Below are 22196 nucleotides of genomic sequence, written 5' to 3'. Positions count from 1 at the left end.
GGTCCTAATAAACCCGCGCCCGCCGCAATTGCTCGATCGCTTCGATCAACTCGTCATAGGACACCGGTTTGCCGATGTGCTGGTCAAAACCCGACTGCTGCGACTTGTGCATGTCGACAGACGCACCGTACCCGGTCAGGGCGATGGCCGGGATGTTTTTGATGTGGGGCAACTCGCGCAGCGCCTGCATCAGTTCATGGCCATTCATTACCGGCATGCCCAGGTCCGAGATCACCACGTCGTAACGGGCGTCCCGGGCCGCTTCCAGCGCTTGCAACGGTTGATCGAACGCAACGACGTTGGCGTCCTCCATTTCCAGCAGCAGCTTGAGGGTATCGAGCACGTCGGGGGAATCGTCCACCAACAACACCGTCAAGCCGCTCAGGCGTCCGGATTGCTCTTCGCAGGCTTGCGGCTTGGGCGCCAGCTCGGCGCTGCTCAAGGGCAGGCGGATGGTGAACGTACAGCCTTTGCCCAGCCCTTCGGACTTGACCTCGACGCTGCCGCCGTGGGCTTCGGTCAACTGCCGTACCAGCGACAGGCCGATTCCCAGCCCTTCGCGCTGATGGGTCGCATGCTGGGTCTCGGCCTGGCCGAACAGGTCGAACACTTCGCTCAAGTGTTCCGCGGCAATACCGACGCCTGAATCCTTGACGTCCAGGCGAGCCATGCGCCCGTCCTGGCTGGCGATCAACTGCACGCGGCCGCCGTTCGGGGTGAATTTCAGCGCGTTATTCACCAGGTTCCAGATGATCTGCTCCAGCCGGGTCGGATCGGCGTTGACAATCAGCTCGCTGCCGGGCCCTTCGGGCAGTTCCAGAGTGACCTTGTTCGGATGGTTGTCGTTGATCACCACGGTGTAGATGTCTTGCAGCACGCGACCCAGATCGACCGCCAGGCGCTTGAGCTTGAGCTTGCCGGTGCGTACTCGGGCTACGTCCAGCAGGTCGTCGATGATACGCGCCTGGCTGGTAACAGCGTCGCAGATGGTGTTGACCGCCCTGGCAGCCGCAGTGACGCTCTTGGTCACCGGCAGGCGGCGCAGCAATTCGGCGTTGAGCTGGATCAGATTCAGCGGGTGCTTCAGTTCGTGGGACATGACCGCGAAGAACTCATCCTTCAAGTGGCTGTTGTTCTGGGTTTCCATGAGCCGTTGGGTCTGTTCTTCGTGCAGGCGCTTATGCCCGGTGAGATCACGGGCAATCTTCACGTAGCCCTGCAAGTAGTCGCCACTGAGCAGCGTGACCTCGCCACTGCAGAAGAAGCGGCTGCCGTCCTTGCGTTGATGCCAGCGCTCGTCTTCGCAACGGCCTTTGGCACGAGCGGTGCTCAGTTCGGTTTCAGGAGCGCCGTAGCTACGGTCTTCCGGGGTAAAGAGGAAGTCGTAATAAGCGCCTTCGGCTTCGGCCTTGGTATGGCCGAAAATCAACTGCGCGCCGGTGTTCCAACTGGTGATCACGCCATGTTCGTCGAGCAGGATGATCGCGTAGTCGCGGGTGCTTTCGGCCACCAGGCGCATGCGCTCTTCGCCCAGGCGCAACTCTTCTTCAGCGGCACGGCGCTTGGTGATGTCGATAAAGGTCAACACCGTGCCGTCGATGTGGTCTTCGCTGGAGCGATAGGGCAGCAGGCGGGCGATGTACCAGCGGTCATCCTTGCTGCTGACTTCGCGCTCGATCATGTTCAGCGACTCGAACACCTGGGTGGCGTCCGCAGCCATCTCCGCATAGTCCAGGCGGTGGGTGATGTCGAGCAGTGAACGGCCGGTGTCCACCGGGAGCATGCTGAAGATTTCCGTGGCCCGCGGGGTGAACCATTTGATGCGCATGCTGCGGTCGACGAATACCGTGGCGATGTCGGTGGAGGCGATCAGGTTGGTGAGGTAGTCGTTGATCTTGTCGGTTTCCTCGACCTTGGTCTTCAGCTCGTAATTGACCGTCAGCAACTCTTCGTTGATCGATTGCAGCTCTTCCTTGCTGGTTTCCAGCTCCTCGGTGGCCGAGCGCAGTTCCTCGTTGATGGCCTGCATTTCTTCATTGGAGGCCTTGAGCTCCTCGCTGGAGACCTCGGCCTGCTCGATGGTGTCCTGCAGGTGCGACTTGGTCCGCTGCAGCTCCCGCTCCAGATTGGCCAGCACCTGGTTTTCGGTCTGGCTGGTGATGGCGGTAACCTGCTGGCTGGGGTCGACTTCCTCCTCCTCGAACACGACAAGGACAAAATCGCCATCGGATTCGTCGTCGCGATATGGCTGGACCAGCAGGTCCACCAGGAAGCGCTTGCCATCGCGCTCCATATTGACCTGGCGGGACTTGACCGGCTGGCCGTTCTGGTTCACCTGGAACAAGGCGGTGCGGATTTCCAGGCGCAGCTGCGGGTTGATCAGCGTCAGCAGGTTACGCGACATCTCGCCGCCAACGTGGCGCAGATAGCGGCCGGCGGTTTCGATCATGTGCAGGATGTCGCCATTGCTGTCGACAATTATGCTCGGTGGCGCGGCCCGTTCGATGGCACGCAGGTGGATATCGGCAAACGACACCTTGCGCGGCGCGATGATCTGCGGCGCGGCCAGGGACGAGGTGCTGCGCACGTAACCGCCACGGGGCATGGTCGGGGTTCGGCGGCTGGCGGCAGTGCCATATTTGGCGCGGAAGATCCGGTTGCGCTTGTCCACCGGGCTGAACAGCTCGCCGCAGGCATCGGCCGACTCCGACGAACCGAGGAACAGGTAGCCTCCCGGGCGCAGGGCAAAGTGGAACATCTGCAGGATTTCCCGCTGCACCTCGCGGTCGAGGTAGATCAGCAGGTTGCGGCAGACGATCAGGTCGATCTGCGAGAAGGGCGGGTCCGACAGCAGGCTGTGTTTGGCAAACAGCACGCGCTCGCGGATTTCCTTGCGCACACGGTACGTCGTGCTTTCCTTCAGGAAATATTGGCGCAGGCGAGTGGGCGGCACGTCGGTAATGATCGCTTCCGGGTAGGCGCCGCCGCGCCCCACGGTAATCGCGCGTTCGTCGATGTCGGTGGCGAATATCTGCAGCTTGGCGTTGCTCGAATCGTGCTGTAACTGATCGCTGAGCAACATGGCCAGGGTATAGGCCTCTTCGCCGGTGGAGCAGCCGGCCGACCAGATCCTGATTTCCTCAGGCGGCACGCTACCCGGCTCGACCGGCTTCAACAGGTTGGGCAGGACGTCGCGCTCCAGGGCTTCGAAGGCTTCGCGATCGCGGAAGAAATTGGTCACCCCGATCAGCAGGTCGCCCAGCAGCGCCTTGGTTTCTTCGGGGTGATTCTGCAGATACGCGTAGTAGGCGCCCAGATCTGGCTGGGCGGTGACCTGCATGCGCCGTTCGATGCGCCGCAGCACGGTGGCCCGCTTGTAATGCTTGAAGTCATGCCCGGTGCCAGCGCGCAGCTGCACCAGGATGTCATGCAGCGATTGCTCGGCGGCGACTGCTTCGCGCTCGGAGGTTGGCGGTTGGGTCTTGATTTCCGGGTCGTTGGCCGTCGGCAGACGAATATTCTGAGAATTTCGCCACAGCTCCAGGAGCTTTTGCGGCATCTCCACCACGGGAAGCACCAGGTCGACCATCTGGGTGTCGATGGCGGCTTGGGGCATGCCGTCGAATTCGGCGTCCTGGGGCGATTGGGCGATGGTCACGCCGCCCTGTTCCTTGATGCGCGACAGGCCCACGGCTCCGTCGGAGCCGGTGCCCGACAGCACCAGGCAGAATGCCCGCTCCTTGTGTACGTCGGCCAGGTCACGGAAAAACAGGTCGATAGCCACATGCCCGCCGAGGCGCGGCTCGGCCGGCTTGACCTTCAGATATCCGTCGTTCATCGACAGATGATGGGCGGGGGAAATGACATAGACATGGTTTTTCTGGATAGCGACCGTCTCGCTCACCTGGAGCACCGGCATCTTGGTCGATTCCTGGATGATCCTGTCGGCGATGCTTTGATGGTCTGGAGCCAGGTGCAGGACGATCACGAACGCCATGCCATTGTCCTTGGGCATGTGCTCGAAAAATTGCCTGATGGCCTGCAAGCCGCCTGCGGAGGCGCCGATTCCCACTACCGGAAAATCGAGGTTGCTGGGGCTCAACTCTCGTCGCTGTGGCACGTTGGGAGAGCGTTTGCTTGATGAAGACATATGACATTGGCCTTAGGAAGGGCGGCGCAGCGGTCCAGCGCTGTCGCCTCGATATTCAGGATGCAAAAACTCGCAGGATAGTCGGGTTAGGCGAAGATTGCGAAGTGGATGTTCGCCTGGCCGCGGCTTCCGTCATTGTGCGCCTCGACGCGGGCTCAGCCCACTGGCACGCGAAGATATTCCGGTTGCAGGTAGTTGAACCACAGCAGGATCATTTCCACCAGGATCGTGACCAGCACCAGTAAACCGACGCCCCAGACGCTCGCTGAATACAATAGCCCTTGTTCTTTCTTCAGGCCCATGAACTTGGGCAGACCGACGAACAGCAGGAATGTCGAGTAGACCGAGGCGAGCAACAGGACCGCCACCGCCAGCCAGCGGCTGGGGTACAGCCCGAAGATGCCGGCCAGGAAGTACGGGGTTGCGGTGTAGGCGGCAAAACCGATGCACTGGTTGACCGTGGGCCGGGCCTCGAAGGTGCGCGACATCCAGCGGATGAACAGCCCCATCAGCGAGACGCCGATCACGATGGTCAGGTAGAGCAGGGCGCACAGTTGCAAGGCGCTGGCCTGACTCAACCTCACGGTCTCGTTTTCGGCCAGGCTCCAGCCGGTCCAGGTGGTACCGATGAACAGGCACACCGACGGAATCAGCGCCAGCAACAACAGATGGGCCAGGTAATGGTGGGGGTGAGCCTGCTCCTGCTCGCGAATGTCCCCCCAGGCAAATTCCGGATGGGTGAACAGCTTGACGAAAAGCACAGACATGACGACCTCCTGATCAGGACAGCCTCTGCATGAGGCTCATACCGTTATGAGGTACAGGATCGGCCAGGGGTTTCATTTATTTGGCGTGTCCGGGCGACGGCGCGATAAAGGGAATGATTCGAAACCGCGGGGGTCAACCCATCAGCATCCATGAAGGACTGAATGCCATGACTGTTGCCCAATCCCTGGTTGATTATCTGCAAGACCATGAACTGCGCCTGACCACCGCCGAGTCCTGTACCGCCGGGCTGATCGTCACCCTGTTGGCGGAAGTGCCGGGCAGTGGCTCGCTGATCGAAAGCGGCTATGTGGTGTATTCCCCCGAAGCCAAGCAGCGCTTGCTCGGCGTCAAGCCGCGCACCATCGATACCTTCAATCTCACCAGCCGCGAAGTCGCCGAGGAAATGGCCTTGGGCGCGTTGCGCGACGCCAACGCCAACGTCGCGGTCGCTACCACCGGCCTGCTCGGGCCGGACGACAAGGACGGCATACCTGCTGGCACGGTCTGTTTTGCCTGGGCGTTCGAGGTGAACGGCCAGCGTGCGTTGTTCAGCCGCCAGGAGCGGTTCTTTGGCGACCGGCGCCAGGTGCAGTTGCTCTCCAGCGAGTACGCCTTGCGGCAATTGCCCGGCTATCACCAGCGCGCTTTGGCCGGTGAACTTCGATAGGAGCGGCCCCATGATCGATCAGCGTGAACAGGACGACCACCGCAGCCGCCAATTCCCGGTGGAAGAGGACATGGCATTCCAGCACAAGGTCTGGCGCTTCGAGCGGGTCGGCTGGTACGTATTGGTGCTGTTGGTGATCCTGACCCTGCTCGGGCTGTTTTCCCGTGGTCCGCTGAGCAGCCGCGAAGCGCAAAGCGCGGACGGCAGCATTGGCGTCGAATACGGGATGTTCCATCGCAACGGCTCGGTCAATCCGCTGGTCATCCGTCTGCAAGGCGCGTCCAACGCGGTGCTGGAGGTGGAGCTTGGCGGCGATTGGCTGGAGGGGTTCGATGTGCAGAGCGTGCAACCGCAGCCAGTGCGTTCGGCCGCCGCGGGGCAGGGTATGAAGGTCTGGGTCCGGGCCGACGGGCAGGGGCGGGCCAACCTGCACCTGTCACTGCTCGGTGAAGGCCTCGGTAACTATAAAAGCCGCATCGCAACGCCCAATGGCGCCGAGGTCAGGTTCAATCAATTCATCTTTCCATAGGTGACGTATGGATTCGGTATTGCGAGCCGCCGCGATGTACGCGGTATTGTTGGTATTGTTCAAGATCGCCGGGCGGCGTTCGCTGGCAGAGATCACCACCTTCGATTTCGTCCTGTTGATGATCATTGGCGAGGCTACCCAGCAGGCATTGCTGGGGGACGATTTCTCGATGACCAATTCGTTCATGGTCATCGTCACGCTGATTGCCATCGATGTCGGGTTTTCGCTGCTCAAGCTGCGCTCCGACTGGGTTTCGCGGCTGATCGATGGTGGCCCGACCGTCATCGTCGAGGATGGGCGTATCTTGCAGGGGCGCATGCGTGACGCCCGGCTGATAGAGGCAGACATCATGGAAGCGGCGCGCTCGAGCCAGGGCATCGAGACCCTGGATCAGATCAAGTTCGCGATCATCGAACGCAACGGGAAGATTTCGGTGATCGCCAAGGAGTGATCCTTGGTAGTGGCGGGGGGCTTTTGTGGTGAGGGGATTTATCCCCGTTGGGCTGCGAAGCAGCCCTCTGGATCCTTCCTGATATACCGAGGTGTCCTGATTCAGGGCCGCTTCGCGCCCCAGCGGGGATAAATCCCCTCGCCACAAAAAGCCCCCTCGCCACATACATTTAAAGGATCGGCTTGCCCCCGGTCACCGCATACCGCGAGCCGGAGATGTAGCTGGACTCATCCGAGGCCAGCAGCACGAAGATCGGCGCCACTTCCACGGGCTGGCCGGGGCGCCCCAGTGGTGTCTGCGAACCGAAGTTCTGCACTTCTTCCTCGGGCATGGTGGCAACGATCAGCGGTGTCCAGATCGGCCCTGGCGCGACGCTGTTCACCCGGATGCCCTTGGGCCCGAGCATCTGCGCCAGGCCACCGGTGAAGTTGGCGATGGCGCCTTTGGTCGTGGCATAGGCCAGCAACGTCGGCTTGGGCATGTCCGAGTTGACCGAGGTGGTGTTGATGATCGATCCGCCGGCCTTCATGTGCGGCACCGCGGCCTGGCAGATCCTGAACATTGCGGTGATGTTGATATCGAACGTGCGCACCCATTCTTCGTCCGGAATCTCTTCCAGGGTTTCGTGAGTCATCTGGAACGCGGCGTTGTTGACGAGGACGTCGATGCGGCCGAAGCGCGCCACGGTTTCATCGACGACCTTGCGGCATTGGGCCTTGTCCGCCAGGTCGCCGGGCAGCAACAGGCATTGCCGGCCGGCCTGTTCGACCCAGCGAGCGGTCTCCTTGGCATCCTCGTGCTCGTTCAGGTAGGAAATGGCCACGTCAGCGCCTTCGCGGGCGAAGGCAATGGCTACCGCGCGCCCGATACCGCTGTCGGCGCCGGTGATCAGGGCAATCTTGTTCGCCAGGCGACCGGAACCCTTGTAGCTTTGTTCACCGCAGTCCGGATACGGGTCCATCTTCTGCTGGCTGCCGGGGACGGGCTGGCTTTGTTTGGGGAAGGGTGGGGTTGGGTAATCGGCCATTTTCATTCTCCATGGCAGGTGGTTGCGATGGAGGGTGGACTGTGGCGTTTCAGGCAGAGTTCGGTCGGATTTTCCCATCGGTCGATGAGCGAGCGTCTTGTCGACCGTGTTCATGTTCGGCTGAACGGGGACACGGTCATGCTCTCCAATGACAACAACGCTTCATAAGGAGAAGGGCATGTTCAGTCACATTCAGATTGGTGCGCGGGATCTACCGAAAATGGTCGCGTTCTACGATGCCGTCCTGGGGTGCCTGGGGTTGGTGCGCATGGACAGCGAAGACGACTCGGGCCCGCCCGGGGAAGGCTGGCATCAACCCGGCAGGCATTGGCCGCAGGTGTTCGTCCAGGTGCCGATCAATGGCCTGCCCGCAACCTGGGGCAATGGCATGCAAGTGAGCTTCGCCGCCGATTCGCCGCAGACCGTGCGAGCCGCCTGGGCCATGGCCTTGGCGATGGGCGGTTTCGACGAAGGCGCGCCGGGCCCGAGGCCCCAGTATTCAAAGGATTACTTCGGGGCTTATTGCCGGGACCCGGAGGGCAATAAGTTGTGCTTTGTGCATACGCCGGATATGTATGACTGACCCCGGTCTTGAGGTGATCTGCTCCTGGGGTGATCCGCTCGTGAGGTCAGCCGCTCTTGAGATGATCCGCTGTTGTGGCGAGGGAGCTTGCTCCCGCTGGGCTGCGTAGCAGCCCCAAAATCTTGCGGTCGCTACGCAACCGAGCGGGAGCAAGCTCCCTCGCCACGGGGGGATCTGCTCAGCCTCGGGCTTTCAGGCTCCGCTCCATCCGCGCAAGACCTTCCTCCAGCAGGGCCCTCGGGCAACCGAAGTTCAGCCGCACGAATTGCCCGGCATCATCGCCAAAATCCATCCCGGCGCTCAAGCCGACCTTGGCTTCCTTCAGGAAAAACGCTTGCGGATCGTCCAGCCCCAGCCCGGAGCAATCCAGCCACGCCAGGTAGGTCCCCTGGGGCACGGTCATGGTCACGCCTGGCAGGCGGTTCTTCACCGCGTCGACCAGGTAGTCCCGGTTGGCTTGCAGGTAGGCCTTCAATGCCTCCAGCCACGGACCCGCTTCGCTGTAGGCGGCACGAGTCGCCTCCAGGCCCAGGGCATTGACGCTGTCGACCATGCCCGCCCTGGCGCTGTTGACCCGTTCGCGCAGCCTGGCGTTCTGGATGATCGCAAAGGAGGTTTTCAGCCCCGCGATGTTGTAGGCCTTGCTGGCCGACATCAGCGTGATGGTGCGCTCGGCAATCTCCGCGCCGAGGCTGGCGGTGGGGATGTGCACGCGGCCATCGAAGCACAGTTCGGCATGGATCTCGTCGGAAATGATCCAGGCGTCCTGCTCGACACAAATGTCCGCCACGGCCTTGAGTTCGTCGCGCCCGAACACCTTGCCCAGCGGGTTGTGTGGATTGCTCAGCAACAACGCGCCGCCGCCCTGCAAGGCGTCGCGCAATGCGCCCAGGGGCGTGTGGAACTCTCCGTCGAGCGGGGTGAAGGGCAGCTCCACCTTGTTCAGGTTCCAATGGCCCGGCGCATGACGCAGCGGCGGGTAGTTGGGCACCTGCACCACGACGTTCTGCTGCGGCTCGACCAACGCATGCAAAGCAATGTTGAAACCTGGCTCGACCCCCGGCAGGAACAGGATCTGCTGGGGCTCGACGCGCCAGCCATACTTGCTCCAGAGATCGGCGACGATGGCGGCGCGCAGGCTGTCCTGGGCCACGCTGTAGCCCAGCATCGGATGCTCCAGGCGCTTGTGCAGCGCATCGATCACCATCGGCGGGGCGGCAAAATCCATGTCGGCCACCCACATCGGCAATACCTCGGCCGGGTAACGGCTCCATTTGGTGCTGCCGGTGCCTTGGCGTTCGAACACCTGGTCGAAATCGAAAGTCATGGTGGTTCCATCAGTCAGGGATACAGAATCGGGCCATCATAAAGCAAAGAGGCTGGACAAAAAGATTGGTAGCTAATTGCCATTAATTTGCTGCAATGCGCTACAGTTTCGTCCCGAGACGTCGATATGCCGCCGACGGACGCCCGGTTCATGACAAGGACAGCCCGATGAAATCGCCCCTGCGCTTTAACGATCACTACCGCAAAGCCGATCGCATCATGCTCGGGCTGCTCTGGCTCACGCTCCTGTATTCGCTGGGCCTGGCATTTCTTCATTCGACCTTCACTCAGGCGCTGCTGATCGGCGCACCAACGTGCCTGCTGGCGACGCTGCTCTACCGGGGCATCTGCGGCACCCGTGCGATGCGCTGCATCATCGCCATGGCGCTGATGGTCATGGCCGCGCTGCACATCAACCAGACCCGAGGCGTGATCGAGTTTCACTTCGGCATCTTCGTGCTGCTGGCGGTATTGACGTTCTATCGCGACTGGCTGCCGATCGTCGTGGCCGCCGGTACCATCGCCGTTCACCACGTCGGGTTTCATTGGCTCCAGCATCAGGGCTACCCGGTGTTCGTGATGGATGCCCACGGCGGGTGGACGATGATTTTTGTGCATGCCTTTTATGTCGTCGTCGAAAGCGTGATCCTGATCTACCTGGCGAACCAGAGCCTGGCCGATGCAACGGACAACCAGGACGTGCTCGACAAGGTGCTGGCCGCCGCCGCGCAGTTGAGTCGTGACACCGACACACAACGCAGCCAGGGCGTGAAAGTCTCATCCGGCGAGCGTTTCGACCATTTCCTCCTGCAGGTGACCAACCTGGTGGACGGTGTGGTGCGCGACACCCGTGACCTGTCGGACCTCGGCCAGGACCTGTCCCAGGTCGGCCGGACCCTGGAAAACGGTGCCCGGCACCAGTTGGACGAAGTGGCACAGATGAGCGGCGCGATCGGCCAGCTGATGCAGGCCATGGAGAGTATTACCGGCCACGTCGGCCAGACGCTGCAGCGCGCCGGGCAGGCCAACGAGCAAGTCAACCGGGGGCGCACCACGGTTGACCAGACCCGGGAAGAAATTCTCGAACTGGCGGGACGGATCAACCTGACCAATGAAACCGTGCAACTGCTGGCCGAGCAGGCGCAGCAGATCGGCCAGGTACTGGACGTGATCAACAGCATCGCCGAACAGACCAACCTGCTGGCCCTCAATGCGGCCATCGAGGCGGCCCGGGCCGGCGAGCAGGGGCGTGGGTTCGCCGTGGTGGCCGACGAGGTCCGGACGCTGTCCCAACGGACCTCGACTTCCACCACGGAAATCCAGCAGATCATCGCCAAGCTGCAACAGGGCAGCCGTCAGGCTGCGATCGCCATGCAAGACAGCCGTGAAGGGGTCGAGCGTTGCGTGTCCGCCAGCCAGCAGGCCTCGCAACTGTTGCATGCTGTCGTCGAAGACATCGCGGTGATCAACCACTTCAACGACCTGATCGCCAGCACGACCCAGCAACAGTCCGCGGCGTCGATGGGTATCAATGAGCGCTTGCAAACGGTACAGGCCGTGGCCGAGCGCAACGCCGACAACATCGGTGTGCTGGCCCGCAGCAGCCAATGCCTGCCGCCTTTGGCGGAGCGGCTGGCGGCGCTGGGGCAAGCGTTTCATGGGCCAGACCGGCAGCTTGAGCGAAAATAGCCTCGATACAAATGTATCGCTGTGTATCCAGCCCCGCTGTCGATACGAACTGATTCCTTCAAGCCCGTTGCTGACACATCCGGGATACCTCGCCGGCGTCAAATGAGACCCATCGAGACAGCACAAGCCGTCTCAGGACCTCACTCAAACGCCGGAGACATCGCCATGAACCTGAAGAACCTCAGCCTCGCTTCACTGTTTGCCGTCCTCAGCCTCGGCGCCCTGACCGCCAACGCCCAGGACAGCGTCAAGCCACACACCTACATGTACGGCGATCATCTGGACATCGCCAAGGTGCTGTCGGTCAAGCAAGGGTCGGGCTCGGGCTGCGGCGTCGTCGAATCGCGCATGACCTATCTGGACTCCACCGGGACGATCCGGGCGCTGGACTACAGCGCTCTGGCCCAGGGGTGCGACCAGGATAATTGATCGCCGATCACCGCTAACCGTGGCGCGGGAGCTTGCTCCCTCGCCACGGGCTGTCACTTGCTGGCGGTTACGCCAGGTTGAACGGCAACTGCCGCAGCGGTTTGCCCGTCAGGCTGGCGATCGCATTGGCAAACGCCGGGGCGAGGGCGGGCAGGCCGGGTTCGCCCATGCCGGTTGGCGGTTCGGCGCTGGGAACGATGTGCACGGCGATCTGTGGCATGTCGGTAATGCGCGGCACGCTGAAGTCGGCGAAGTTGCTCTGCTGCACGACACCGTCTTTCAGCGTGACGGCACCGCCCGGCAGGCACATCGACAGGCCCATCAGGGCCGCGCCTTGAACCTGGGCTTCGACGCTCCGCGGATTGACCACCAGGTTGCAATGGACCCCGGCGGTCACGTTGTGCAGCACCGCACGCCCGTCCTGCACCGAGGCCTCCACCACATAAGCCACCACCGAACTGAACGACTCGTGGACCGCCACGCCCCAGGCCTGGCCGGCGGGCAGTTGACGCTTGCCGTATTCGCTCTTGTCCACCGCCAGTTGCAGCGCGGCGCGATGGCGTGGGCTTTGATCGCCGAACAGGTTCATGCGATACGCCACCGGGTCCTGTTTCGTCGCGCGGGCGATTTCGTCGATCAGCGTTTCCATCACAAAGGCCGTATGGGTGGAACCCACGCTGCGCCACCACAACACCGGCACGTTGAGCTTGGGATGATGTACGGACAAGCGCATCGGCAGCGGGTAGGGATCGCGCATGCCTTCGGTCGCGGTGGGGTCGATGCCGTTTTTCATCTGCCCACCGAACAGCGTGCCGGTGAGGATGGATTGCCCGACCAGGGCGTGGTCCCAGGCCAGGACTTTGCCGCTGTCGTCAAAACCGATGCGCGCACGGTGCAGGTGCATCGGGCGGTAGTAGCCGCCCTTGATGTCATCTTCTCGACTCCACAGCGTGCGCACCGGCGCATCGATGCCGGCAGCACGGGCGGCCTTGGCCACTTCACAAGCCTGCACGACGAAATCATTGCTGGGCACACCACGCCGGCCGAAGCCGCCGCCCGCCGTCTGTACATTGACCTGGACTTGCTCGGGCTTGAGATTCAGCACCTTGGCCGCCGCCGCGCCATCGCCGCCGGGGAATTGCGTGCCGACCCACAACTGGGCGCGACCTTCGGACAACTGGACGGTGCAGTTCAGCGGTTCCATGGGCGCGTGGGCCAGGTAAGGGAAAATGAACTCGGCCTCCAGCTGATGCGGCGCCGTGGCGAGTGGTTTCATGTCGGCATCAAAGTGGACCAGGCCAGGCTTGCCGGCCAGTTCCCGGTACTGAGCCAGCTGTTTTTCCGTGTCCACTTTCTCGACTTTGGCCACGTCCCACTCGACTTTAAGCGCATCGCGCCCCAGCTTCGCCGGCCAGTAACCGTCGGCAACCACCGCAACGCCTTCGGCGCCGCCGTCCAGCGGCACGCGCAATACGGCTTTCACGCCTTTGGTCGCCCGTGCGGCGCTGTCGTCCAGGGACGCGATCCGGGCACCGAACACCGGTGGCCGGGCGACCACGGCGGTCAGTTGCCCCGGTAGATTCACATCAATGCCGAAATCCTGCTGGCCGCTGCTCTTGGCCTTGGCATCGAGGCGGGTGGTGGCCTGGCCGATGATGCGAAAATCCTTGGGATCCTTGAGCGTCACCTTCTCCGGAACGGGCAGCGCCATGGCCGCTTCGGCGAGCCCGCCGTAACTGGCCTTGCGGCCGCCAGGCCCCAGCACCGTGCCGTTTTGCGTGGTCAGGCTCGCCGCATCGACGTTCCAGCGCGCGGCGGCAGCGCTGAGCAGCATGGCGCGGGCGCGGGCGCCCAGTTCGCGGTATTGCGTGTAGCTGTTCTTGATCGAATTGGAGCCACCGGTGAGGTGAATGCCAAACGCCGGGTCCATGTAGGCCGAGTCGTTGCTGCCGTTACGTGTGCGCACCAGGCTCCAGTCGGCGTCGAGCTCTTCGGCGAGGATCATCGGCAGGCCGGTCTGGACACCCTGGCCGAACTCCAGGCGGTTGATCGTTACGGTGACTTCGCCACTCGGCGCGATCTGCACAAAGGCCGAAGGTTGTTGAGTCGGCTTGAGCGCGCCGTCGCCAGCGCCGTTGGCCTGTTGCCCCAAGGCCAGGTGAGGAAACGCGCCCAAGGCCAGGCCGCCGATACCGACGATCTTGAGAAAGCTGCGCCGGGGCAGGGTGGCGGGGCCGTCGCTGTCGTCGCGTTCAAGCAGGTGCTGCAAGGCGCGCGGAAGCTCGTTGGGAAAAATCTCGTTCAGCATGGCGAGCTCCTGTCAGGCGAGGGTCTTGGCGGCATCGGCCACCGCGGCGCGAATACGGGCGTAGGTGCCGCAGCGGCAGATATTGCCGGCCATGGCCGAGTCGATCTCGGCTGGCGTGGGTTGCTTGCCCTTGGGCTGCGCCTTGAGGAACGCCGTGGCGCTCATGATCTGGCCGCTCTGGCAGTAACCGCACTGCGCCACGTCATGTTTGACCCAGGCGTCATGCACGGCACTGCCCACCGGGTCGCTGCCGTCGGTGGCCGCCTCGATGGTGGTGATCTTCTTGCCAAGCGCCGCGGCCACCGGGGTCACGCAGGAGCGAATGGCCTGGCCATCCAGGTGGACGGTACAGGCGCCACACAGGGCTGCGCCGCAGCCGAACTTGGTGCCGGTCATGCCCAGCGTGTCGCGCAGGGCCCAGAGAATCGGGGTGCCGGGATCTACGTCAACCGTGTGTTCACGGCCATTGATATTGAGGGCGCTCATAGTCGGACCAGCTCCAGATGGTTTGGCACCGATTACTATAGAAAGCATCGGCGGGGAAAGCTTGCACGATCCGGTCCGATGATTGCCCAATCTTGCAAATCCACCGTCCTTTCGTTTGAAACCCTCAGATCTCACGGCTCACACCAAACCCCTGTGGGAGCGAGCCTGCTCGCGAAGGGGCCTGCACATTCAATATATTCACTGGCTGACAGCCTGCCTTCGCGAGCAGGCTCGCTCCCACACTGGATCCTCGGCAGCCGCAGATTTCACGGTTCACATGGACCCCCTGTGGGAGCGAGCCTGCTCGCGAAGGGGCCCGCCCATTCAACATCATCATTGGCTGACATTCCGCCATCGCGAGCAAGCTCGCTCCCACTCTGGAACCACGACAGACGCAGATTTCACGGTTCACATGGACCCCCTGTGGGAGCGAGCTTGCTCGCGAAGGGGCCCGCCCATTCAACATCTTCATTGGCTGACACGCCGCCTTCGCGAGCAGGCTCGCTCCCACACTGGATCTTCGACAGACGCAGATTTCACGGTTCAGCGAGACAAACAAAACGACAACCCGGGCTCCGCTCTCCACGCAATCAAGCTCCACCCGTGCGCCCGGGCAATCTCCTGGCAGATCGTCAGGCCCAGCCCGGCGCCATGATCGCGGCGATGAGCCCCGCGCCAGAAACGGGTGAATATCTGCACCACCTGCTCCTGCGTCACGCCAGGACCCCAGTCGCGCACAGTCAGCGCATCGCCGCTGAGCTCCAACAATACTTGCGTACCACGAGGCGCATGCTGAATGGCATTTTCCAGGAGGTTTTTCAGCAGGGTAAACAGGGCGCTGCGGTCGGCCTGCCAAGGCTCGGCCACAGCCGTCGGGTCAGCCAGGACGAGGCGCACATCGGCCGCGTCGGCCATGCGTTGCAGATAACCCGCCGCTTGCCGCGCAACCTCCATGACATCCACGGCGGCGAAGCTGTAGTTATGCGCCTCGCTGGTCTCGGCCAGCAGCAGCAGTTGCTGGACCTGCCGCGTCATGTGCTCGGCATCGTTGAGCAGCGAGTCGCGGCCTTTGTCTGGCGCCATCAGTTCGAGCTGTGCGCGGATCAGCGCCAGCGGCGTCTTCAGTTCGTGCGCGGCGGTTGCGAGAAATTCCTGCTGGACCCGGTAGCCGTGTTCCAGGCGCTCAAGCGCGCTGTTGAAGCTGGTCACCAGCGGCGCTACCTCGGACGGCACGGTTTTGACATCCAGCCGTGAGTGCAGGGAGCGAGGGGAGATGGCCGCCGCCGACTCCGAGACCTCGCGTAGCGGTTTGAGCGTGTAGCCCAGCGTGAAATAGGCGCAGGTGCCAAAGACGAAGAGCAGCACCAGGCTGAACAGGACGATCCCGGCGCCCATGAAAGGCCAGGCAAAGCCCTTGTGCAGCAGGTCCATCAGGCGTTCGCTGACGGCGAATTGCAGGTACAAGGTGTGGTCGACCTGCTCCACCGGAGCGGTCGCGGCGTACATCGTGATGCCTTTGCGCTCGAACTTGAAGCGCCCCTGTTCCGCGGGGCGAACCGTTGCGGCCGAAGCCCAGAATGCCTCGTCAGTGGAAGCCAGGAGGACGCTTGCCTCTGAATCCAGCAGCCGATAGCCGATTTCCTCGCCCAGGCTGTTGAAGGTCCAGACGCGATCGCCCTCGCTGCTGTCGAACCCGGTGGGTCGGCCCGCCGCGTCGAACTGCAGCTTGCCGGCCAGCTCATGGGTACGCTCGGCGACGTCGGTGGTCAGCAGGATATCGCTCTTGGACGTGATGAGCGCGAACGCGCCCAGTGCAATCAGCAGGATGCTCAAGCCCACGCCCGCGACGTAGGCGACCAGTACCTTGAAGCTGATGCTATTGCGCCAGATCGTCTTGCCGAAGGGCATAACCCAGGCCTCTGAGGTTGACTATCCGTTGGTGGGAACCGATCGCCAGCAGCTTGCGGCGAATCCGATGCAGGGCCACATCCAGGGCGTTCGGCGTCACGGCTTCACTCAGGCCCCATGCCGCCGCCTCGATGGCGCTGCGCCGGACGATTTCGCCTGGTTTGCGCAGCAGCAACAACATGATCTGCATCTCCGCCGGCGCTAGCGGGATGCTACCTTCGACGCTGCACATGAGGCCTGTGTCGGGCTGCACACTGAGGTCGCCATGGGAAGGCGCCAACGACCGCCGCTCTGCGGGGCGACGCAGCAGGGCTCGCACGCGCGCGACCATTTCGTCCATGGCGAACGGCTTGGGCAGGTAGTCATCCGCCCCAGCGTCGAGGCCTTCGATCCGGTCATGCAGCGCGTCACGTGCGGTCAGGACCAGGCACGGCAGGCCCAGCCCGGCATTACGCAAACGCGCCAGCAACAGCAGCCCATCGCCGTCCGGCAGGCCGCGATCAAGCACCAGCGCCTGGTAAGGCACTTGCTGGATTGCCGCCCACGCCGCGTCGATGCGGCTGATGACATCGACAGCGATGCCGGCGCTCGCCAAGCCTTTGCACACCAGTTGCGCGAGGCGTTCGTGGTCCTCGACCAGCAGAATGCGGCTCATCAGAAACGGTACAGGTAGCCGAACAGCACGCTGTTCTCGGTGGACTGGTCGACCAGCGGGCTGTCCTTGATTTCATTGGCAAGGCTCGTCGCCTTGAGGTCCAGGAACACGGAGTGATGGTCATCGAACATATAGTTTCCACGTACGCCAAATTCGGTGTTGATGCCGGACTTGCCATCATAGGCCGCCCGATCGATGCGAGCTTCATTTTCCCGAACGCCAAAGTAGTAATCGATGTATTTTTCGTCCTGCCAGATGGCCGCCAGCCGTGGCGTCAGCATGATGTGTTCGCCGATCCGCCAGGATCGCTCCAGGCCCAGGGTGAAACGCTGGCCCTTGCTGTTGCCCGAAACATCGCCCAGCCACTCGGCGCTGACATCGGCCAGGTCATTGCGCCATTCGACCTTGGCGCCCGCCCAGAATCCGCCCTTGCGATCGCTCATGCCCTCCAGGATTCGCGCGTCGTCGTCATCGTAGCCACTGAAATCGTATTCGCCGACGAGGCTGAAATCGAGCTGCTGGGTGTCGCTGATCTCCAGGCCCGGCAGCTTGATTTCGGCGGTGGGGCCGAAGACACGAAGGTATTCATTCTCGAAATAGATCAGCGGCAGGACCTCGCTGTCACGGTCGATGCCTTCGTACGGCTGTTGGCTGCTGACCGCACCCACGCCAAGCCCCCAGGCGGAGCCTTCAGGCTGGTCGGCACTGGCCGCCATCGACGCGCACACGCCCAGCACGAACGCCGTGCCGGCGGTGGTCAACCGGATCGCAATTGCAGTTTTCGAAATGGACAGGGGCATGGAAGTCTCCGGATCAATGGGATGAAAGCGTCCCTATCGTTGAGAACTTCTTCTTACTGAACACTTACGGTTCGCCCGGGTAAGCGCCTTTTTGCCGGTAAGACTTGCGCAAGGTTTCCTGGCGGATAGTTGCCGCCTCAAGCAACGCGGCTTCTTGCGCAGGAATACGAACCCTATGAAAAGAAAAACACGGCATGTCGTGCTGTTTGTCGTGACCATGGCCTGCGCCATCGCCGTCGGGATGATCGCTGTTTCGCCCGGCCCTCGCCAGGCCAAGGTCGACGTGCCCGCCAGGCCGGCACTGACGGTGGCCGTTACCCGACTGCAATCGTCCATGCTGCCGATCCGCATCCAGGCGAACGGCAACATTGTCGCCTGGCAGGAAGCCAGCGTCGGCACCGAGGCCGATGGCCTGCGGTTGGCCGAGGTCATGGTCAACGTCGGCGATGTGGTCCGGCGCGGCCAGGTACTTGCCACGTTCAGCGCGGAGACGATGGCCGCTGAACTCGCCCAGCGTCGCGCCGCCACCGCCGAAGCGCAAGCGACGCTTGCCGAGGCGCGAGCCAATGCGCAGCGCGCCCGTCAATTGCAGTCGAGCGGGGCGCTGTCGAAGCAGGAGGTTCACCAACAGCTGACGGCCGAACGCACGGCTCAGGCGCGACTGGAGGCGGGCAGGGCGCTCGAGCGCGTCCAGCACCTGCGTCTGGCCCAGACCCAGGTCCTGGCCCCCGATGACGGGGTGATTTCGGCGCGCAGTGCCACGGTGGGCGCGGTACTGCCCGCTGGCCAGGAGCTGTTTCGCTTGATTCGCAACGGACGGCTCGAATGGCGCGCCGAAGTCGCGGCCCCCGACCTTGTCAGATTCAGCCCCGGCCAGCTCGCGCAGGTAACTCCGGTCAATGGCGCGGCGATAGAGGGCCGGGTGCGCAGGGTTGCGCCGACGGTCGACCTGCAGACTCGCAACGGCCTGGTCTATGTCGATTTGCCGGCAGGCACGGCGGCGCGTGCCGGGATGTTTGCCCGTGGCGAGTTCGAAGTGGCCGCCGAGCGGATGATGACGCTGCCCCAGAGCTCGGTGCTGCAGCGTGACGGCTTCGATTACGTGTTGCAGGTAGGACCGCACTTGAAGGTGAGCCAGGTCAAGGTGACGGTCGGCCGCCGCGTTGGCGACCGTATCGAGATAACCGCGGGTATCGACGCTGGCGCCGCAGTGGTCGAAACCGGCGGTGGTTTTCTTGCCGAGGGTGACCTCGTCCGGGTTGTCCAGGCGCGCACCGACCCAATGAACAACCACCCAGCACCTGGGAGTGCGCAATGAGCCTCAACTTGTCGTCCTGGTCGATCCGCAATCCGACGCCTTCGGTCCTGTTGTTCATCCTGCTGACCTTCGCTGGCTTGATGGGCTTCTGGAAGATGAAGGTGCAGAACTTCCCTGACGTCGATCTGCCCATGGTCAGCGTGTCGGCCGAGCTGCCCGGGGCTTCGCCCGCGCAACTGGAAAATAACGTGGCCCGCAAGCTCGAGGACTCGCTCGCAACCGTGCAGGGCGTCAAGCATATCCAGAGCATCCTGACCGACGGCAACGCCGCTATCTCGATCGAGTTCCACCTCGACAAGCCCACCCAGGAAGCGCTGGATGACGTGCGTGATGCGGTGTCACGGGTCCGGGCCGACTTGCCCGCCGACTTGCGCGACCCGGTGGTCCGCAAGATCGAACTCGCCGGTTCGCCGATCCTGACCTACACGGTTTCGGCCAAGCGGATGGACGACGAAGCGCTGTCCTGGTTTGTCGACAACAGCGTCAGCAAGGCCTTGCTGGCGGTGCCTGGCGTGGGGGCCGTCACTCGGGTCGGTGGGGTGGCCCGGGAAATCCGCATCGACCTTGATCCCGCGCGTCTGCTGGCGCTGAACACCTCGGCCCTGGACGTCTCTCGCCAGCTGCGCCTGATCCAGCAAGAGGCATCGGGCGGCCGCGTGGACCTGGGCGGTGCCGAGCAGACGGTGCGCACCCTCGCTACGGTGCAGTCGGCCGCGGAAATCGCCTTGCTTGACGTGACCTTGAGCGACGGCCGGCGTGTCCGGCTCGACCAGCTGGCCACGGTCTCCGATACCGTCGGCGAGCCCCGGTCGGCGGCGTTCCTCGACGGTAAGCCAGTGGTCGGCTTTGAAATCACCCGGGCCAGAGGGGCCGGCGAAATCGAGGTGGATGAAGGCGTACGCACCGCCCTGGAGTTGCTCAAGACCCGTCACCCCGAAATCACCGTCACCCAGGCTTTCAACTTCATCGACCCAGTGATCGAGAATTATCGGGGCTCCATGCACCTGCTTTATGAAGGCGCGGCGCTCGCGGTGCTGGTGGTGTTCCTGTTTCTGCCGGATTGGCGCGCGACCTTCGTTTCGGCCGTCGCGTTGCCGCTGTCGGCGATACCGACGTTCGCCGTGATGCACTGGATGGGGTTCACCCTCAACACCGTGACGCTATTGTCGCTGTCGCTGGTCATCGGCGTGCTGGTGGACGACGCCATCGTCGAGGTCGAGAACATCGGGCGCCATTTGCAGATGGGCAAGAAACCTTATCAAGCCGCCATGGATGCTTCCGATGAAATCGGCCTGGCGGTGGTCGCCACGGCATTCACGCTGATCGCGGTGTTCCTGCCCACGGCTTTCATGAGCGGTACGGTCGGCAAGTTCTTCGTCCAGTTTGGCTGGACGGCGGCAACCGCAGTGTTTTTCTCCCTCGTCGTCGCCCGCTTGCTGACGCCCATGATGGCGGCCTACCTGATGCGCGCGCCGAAAAGGCCGGCCCAGGATGCGCCCGGGTGGATAAACCTCTACCTGTCCTGGGCGCGCTGGTGCTTGCGCCATCGCGCGGTGACCACACTCGGCGCCGTGGCTTTTTTCGCCGGGGGACTGATGCTCGCCACCGTTTTGCCGGGCACCTTCATTCCGCCGGATGACGACTGGCAGACCCAGGTCACCCTCACGCTTGCGCCCGGCAGCAAACTGGGCGACACGCTGGCGTTGGCTGAGCAAGCGCGGCAGATAGTCACGCAAAATCAGCACGTCAGAAAGGTCTACACCGCGGTGGGGGATGGCAGCGCCGGCGCGGACCTGATCGAACCGGCCGGCAGCAATGTCGCGAATGTCCGCACGGCGGTGCTGACGCTTAACCTGACGCACCGCAACGAGCGTCCCGGACTGACCCGGCAGCAGCTCGAAAACCAGCTGCGCGAAGCGCTCGCCGTGTTGCCTGGCGCGCGTATCAAGGTCGGTATGGGCGAGTCGGAAAGCTACGTGCTGGTGCTCGCGGGTGAGGACGCTAGCTTGCTCACCCGGCATGCGCAGCAGGTGGAACGAGAGCTGCGTAGCGTGCCGGGCGTGGGGGCGGTGATCTCGACCGTCAGCCTGATGCGCCCTGAATTGGTGGTTCGGCCGAATTTCGCCAGGGCCGCCGACCTGGGCGTGACCGCGAGCGCGATTGCCGACACGCTTCGCGTCGCCACCTTGGGAGATTACGACCAGGAGCTTGCCAAGCTCAATTTCAGCGACCGCCAGGTGCCTATCGTTGTGCGGCTGAGCGACACCGCCCGCGCGGACTTCGAGACGCTGAAGCGTCTGCCGGTGCCCGGCGCGCGTGGTCCGGTAGCGCTGGAAAACGTGGCGACGCTGGAGATCACCAGTGGCCCGGCGCAAATCGAACGGTTCGACCGGATGCGCAATGTCAACATCGAGATCGAGACGAACGGCCAACCGCTGGGCGACATCGAGCAGGCTGTTCTGGCCTTGCCAGGCTTGCAGAACCTACCGCCAGGCCTGGTGCGAACCTCGGTAGGCGATGCCGAGGCCATGGGCGAACTGGCTTCCGGATTCGGCGTGGCGATGTTGACCGGAGTGTTATGCATCTACATGGTCCTGGTGCTGTTGCTCAAGGATTTCCTGCAACCGCTGACGATCCTTGCCGCCCTGGTGCTCTCGGTGCCTGGAGCCTTCGTGGCGCTGTTCGTGACCGGCTCGACATTGTCCATGCCCTCGATGATCGGCCTGATCATGCTGATGGGTATCGCGACGAAAAATTCGATCCTGCTGGTTGACTACATCATCCTCGCGCGTCGACGCGACGGCCTGAGCCGCCAGGAAGCGATCCTCGACGCCTGCGGCAAACGCGCTCGGCCGATTGTCATGACGACAATCGCGATGGGCGCAGGCATGATGCCAATCGCCCTGGGGCTGGGGGCCGACCCGAGCTTTCGCGCACCGATGGCCATCGTCTTGATTGGCGGGCTTGTCACGTCAACGCTGTTGAGCCTGCTGGTCATACCCGTGGTGTTTTCCTATGTGGACGATGGGGCGCAGTGGTTGTACAAACGCACCGGTAACGTTTCTCGCAGCGAAGCTGCTGGAGTGATCAATTGATAGTGTC

The 22196-nt window shown here is 63.0% G+C and carries 17 protein-coding genes; 8 read left to right on the top strand and 9 right to left on the bottom strand.

Features of this window, described 5'->3' with window-relative positions; genetic code table 11:
* Positions 1-4: 4 nt before the first annotated feature.
* Positions 5-4150 carry a CheR family methyltransferase gene (locus tag J3P84_RS14345; protein WP_434623796.1) on the bottom strand — a complete coding sequence of 1382 codons (4146 nt, stop codon included), beginning with the start codon at positions 4148-4150 and terminating at the stop codon, positions 5-7.
* A 155-nt stretch (positions 4151-4305) separates the two neighbouring features.
* On the bottom strand, positions 4306-4917 hold the full coding sequence (locus J3P84_RS14340; protein WP_434623794.1) for a Yip1 family protein: 612 nt from the start codon (positions 4915-4917) through the stop codon (positions 4306-4308).
* A 167-nt stretch (positions 4918-5084) separates the two neighbouring features.
* Here J3P84_RS14340 and J3P84_RS14335 point away from each other — a divergent pair, with 167 nt between their 5' ends.
* Genes J3P84_RS14335 through J3P84_RS14325 form a run of 3 tightly spaced genes read left to right on the top strand, consistent with a single transcriptional unit; the run spans position 5085 to position 6565 of the window.
* Entirely contained in the window at positions 5085-5585 is a 501-nt protein-coding gene (locus tag J3P84_RS14335) for a CinA family protein (protein ID WP_434604896.1), read from the top strand.
* 10 nt (positions 5586-5595) lie between these two features.
* Positions 5596-6114, top strand: coding sequence for a hypothetical protein (locus tag J3P84_RS14330; protein WP_434623792.1), 519 nt, complete (start codon positions 5596-5598; stop codon positions 6112-6114).
* Positions 6115-6121: 7 nt separating this feature from the next.
* Entirely contained in the window at positions 6122-6565 is a 444-nt protein-coding gene (locus J3P84_RS14325) for a DUF421 domain-containing protein (RefSeq protein WP_434623790.1), read from the top strand.
* Between the two features lie 169 nt (positions 6566-6734).
* Here the strand turns inward: J3P84_RS14325 and J3P84_RS14320 are convergent, their stop codons facing one another.
* On the bottom strand, positions 6735-7592 hold the full coding sequence (locus tag J3P84_RS14320) for an SDR family oxidoreductase (RefSeq protein WP_434568527.1): 858 nt from the start codon (positions 7590-7592) through the stop codon (positions 6735-6737).
* Between the two features lie 178 nt (positions 7593-7770).
* Here J3P84_RS14320 and J3P84_RS14315 point away from each other — a divergent pair, with 178 nt between their 5' ends.
* Entirely contained in the window at positions 7771-8175 is a 405-nt protein-coding gene (locus J3P84_RS14315) for a VOC family protein (protein ID WP_434623787.1), read from the top strand.
* A gap of 178 nt (positions 8176-8353) precedes the next feature.
* Here the strand turns inward: J3P84_RS14315 and J3P84_RS14310 are convergent, their stop codons facing one another.
* A complete protein-coding gene (locus tag J3P84_RS14310) occupies positions 8354-9502 on the bottom strand; it encodes a MalY/PatB family protein (RefSeq protein WP_434623785.1) in 1149 nt (382 codons plus the stop codon).
* 167 nt (positions 9503-9669) lie between these two features.
* On the opposite strand from J3P84_RS14310, the gene J3P84_RS14305 reads away from it, so the two are divergent.
* Both J3P84_RS14305 and J3P84_RS14300 read left to right on the top strand, forming a co-directional pair.
* A complete protein-coding gene (locus J3P84_RS14305) occupies positions 9670-11190 on the top strand; it encodes a methyl-accepting chemotaxis protein (protein WP_434623783.1) in 1521 nt (506 codons plus the stop codon).
* A gap of 165 nt (positions 11191-11355) precedes the next feature.
* The gene (locus J3P84_RS14300; protein WP_434623781.1) at positions 11356-11619 is read left to right on the top strand and encodes a DUF2790 domain-containing protein; all 264 of its coding nucleotides are present in this window, start codon (positions 11356-11358) and stop codon (positions 11617-11619) included.
* 67 nt (positions 11620-11686) lie between these two features.
* Here J3P84_RS14300 and J3P84_RS14295 read toward each other — a convergent pair whose 3' ends face one another.
* The 5 genes from J3P84_RS14295 to J3P84_RS14275 form a co-directional block, all read right to left on the bottom strand.
* The gene (locus tag J3P84_RS14295) at positions 11687-13927 is read right to left on the bottom strand and encodes a molybdopterin cofactor-binding domain-containing protein (protein WP_434623779.1); all 2241 of its coding nucleotides are present in this window, start codon (positions 13925-13927) and stop codon (positions 11687-11689) included.
* Positions 13928-13939: 12 nt separating this feature from the next.
* Positions 13940-14413 (bottom strand): (2Fe-2S)-binding protein, encoded by a 474-nt coding sequence (locus J3P84_RS14290; protein ID WP_305494711.1) that lies wholly within the window; start codon positions 14411-14413, stop codon positions 13940-13942.
* A 543-nt stretch (positions 14414-14956) separates the two neighbouring features.
* Complete coding sequence (locus J3P84_RS14285; RefSeq protein WP_434623777.1) at positions 14957-16321, bottom strand: sensor histidine kinase; 1365 nt, start codon at positions 16319-16321, stop codon at positions 14957-14959.
* Positions 16290-16976: a response regulator transcription factor gene (locus J3P84_RS14280; RefSeq protein WP_434568519.1), complete on the bottom strand. Its 687-nt coding sequence runs from the start codon at positions 16974-16976 to the stop codon at positions 16290-16292. The genes J3P84_RS14285 and J3P84_RS14280 overlap by 32 nt, the downstream gene beginning before the upstream one ends.
* Positions 16976-17776 (bottom strand): MipA/OmpV family protein, encoded by an 801-nt coding sequence (locus tag J3P84_RS14275; RefSeq protein WP_434623774.1) that lies wholly within the window; start codon positions 17774-17776, stop codon positions 16976-16978. The genes J3P84_RS14280 and J3P84_RS14275 overlap by 1 nt, the downstream gene beginning before the upstream one ends.
* Before the next feature lie 175 nt (positions 17777-17951).
* Here J3P84_RS14275 and J3P84_RS14270 point away from each other — a divergent pair, with 175 nt between their 5' ends.
* The gene (locus J3P84_RS14270; protein WP_434623772.1) at positions 17952-19094 is read left to right on the top strand and encodes an efflux RND transporter periplasmic adaptor subunit; all 1143 of its coding nucleotides are present in this window, start codon (positions 17952-17954) and stop codon (positions 19092-19094) included.
* Positions 19091-22189 (top strand): efflux RND transporter permease subunit, encoded by a 3099-nt coding sequence (locus J3P84_RS14265; protein WP_434623770.1) that lies wholly within the window; start codon positions 19091-19093, stop codon positions 22187-22189. Before J3P84_RS14270 ends, J3P84_RS14265 begins: the two co-directional genes overlap by 4 nt.
* Positions 22190-22196 lie beyond the last annotated feature (7 nt).

This window comes from Pseudomonas sp. Z1-29 (assembly GCF_051131995.1).
Lineage (GTDB): Bacteria > Pseudomonadota > Gammaproteobacteria > Pseudomonadales > Pseudomonadaceae > Aquipseudomonas.
Note: the sequence above shows the minus strand (reverse complement) of the source record. Positions and strands in the feature narration are given on the sequence as shown.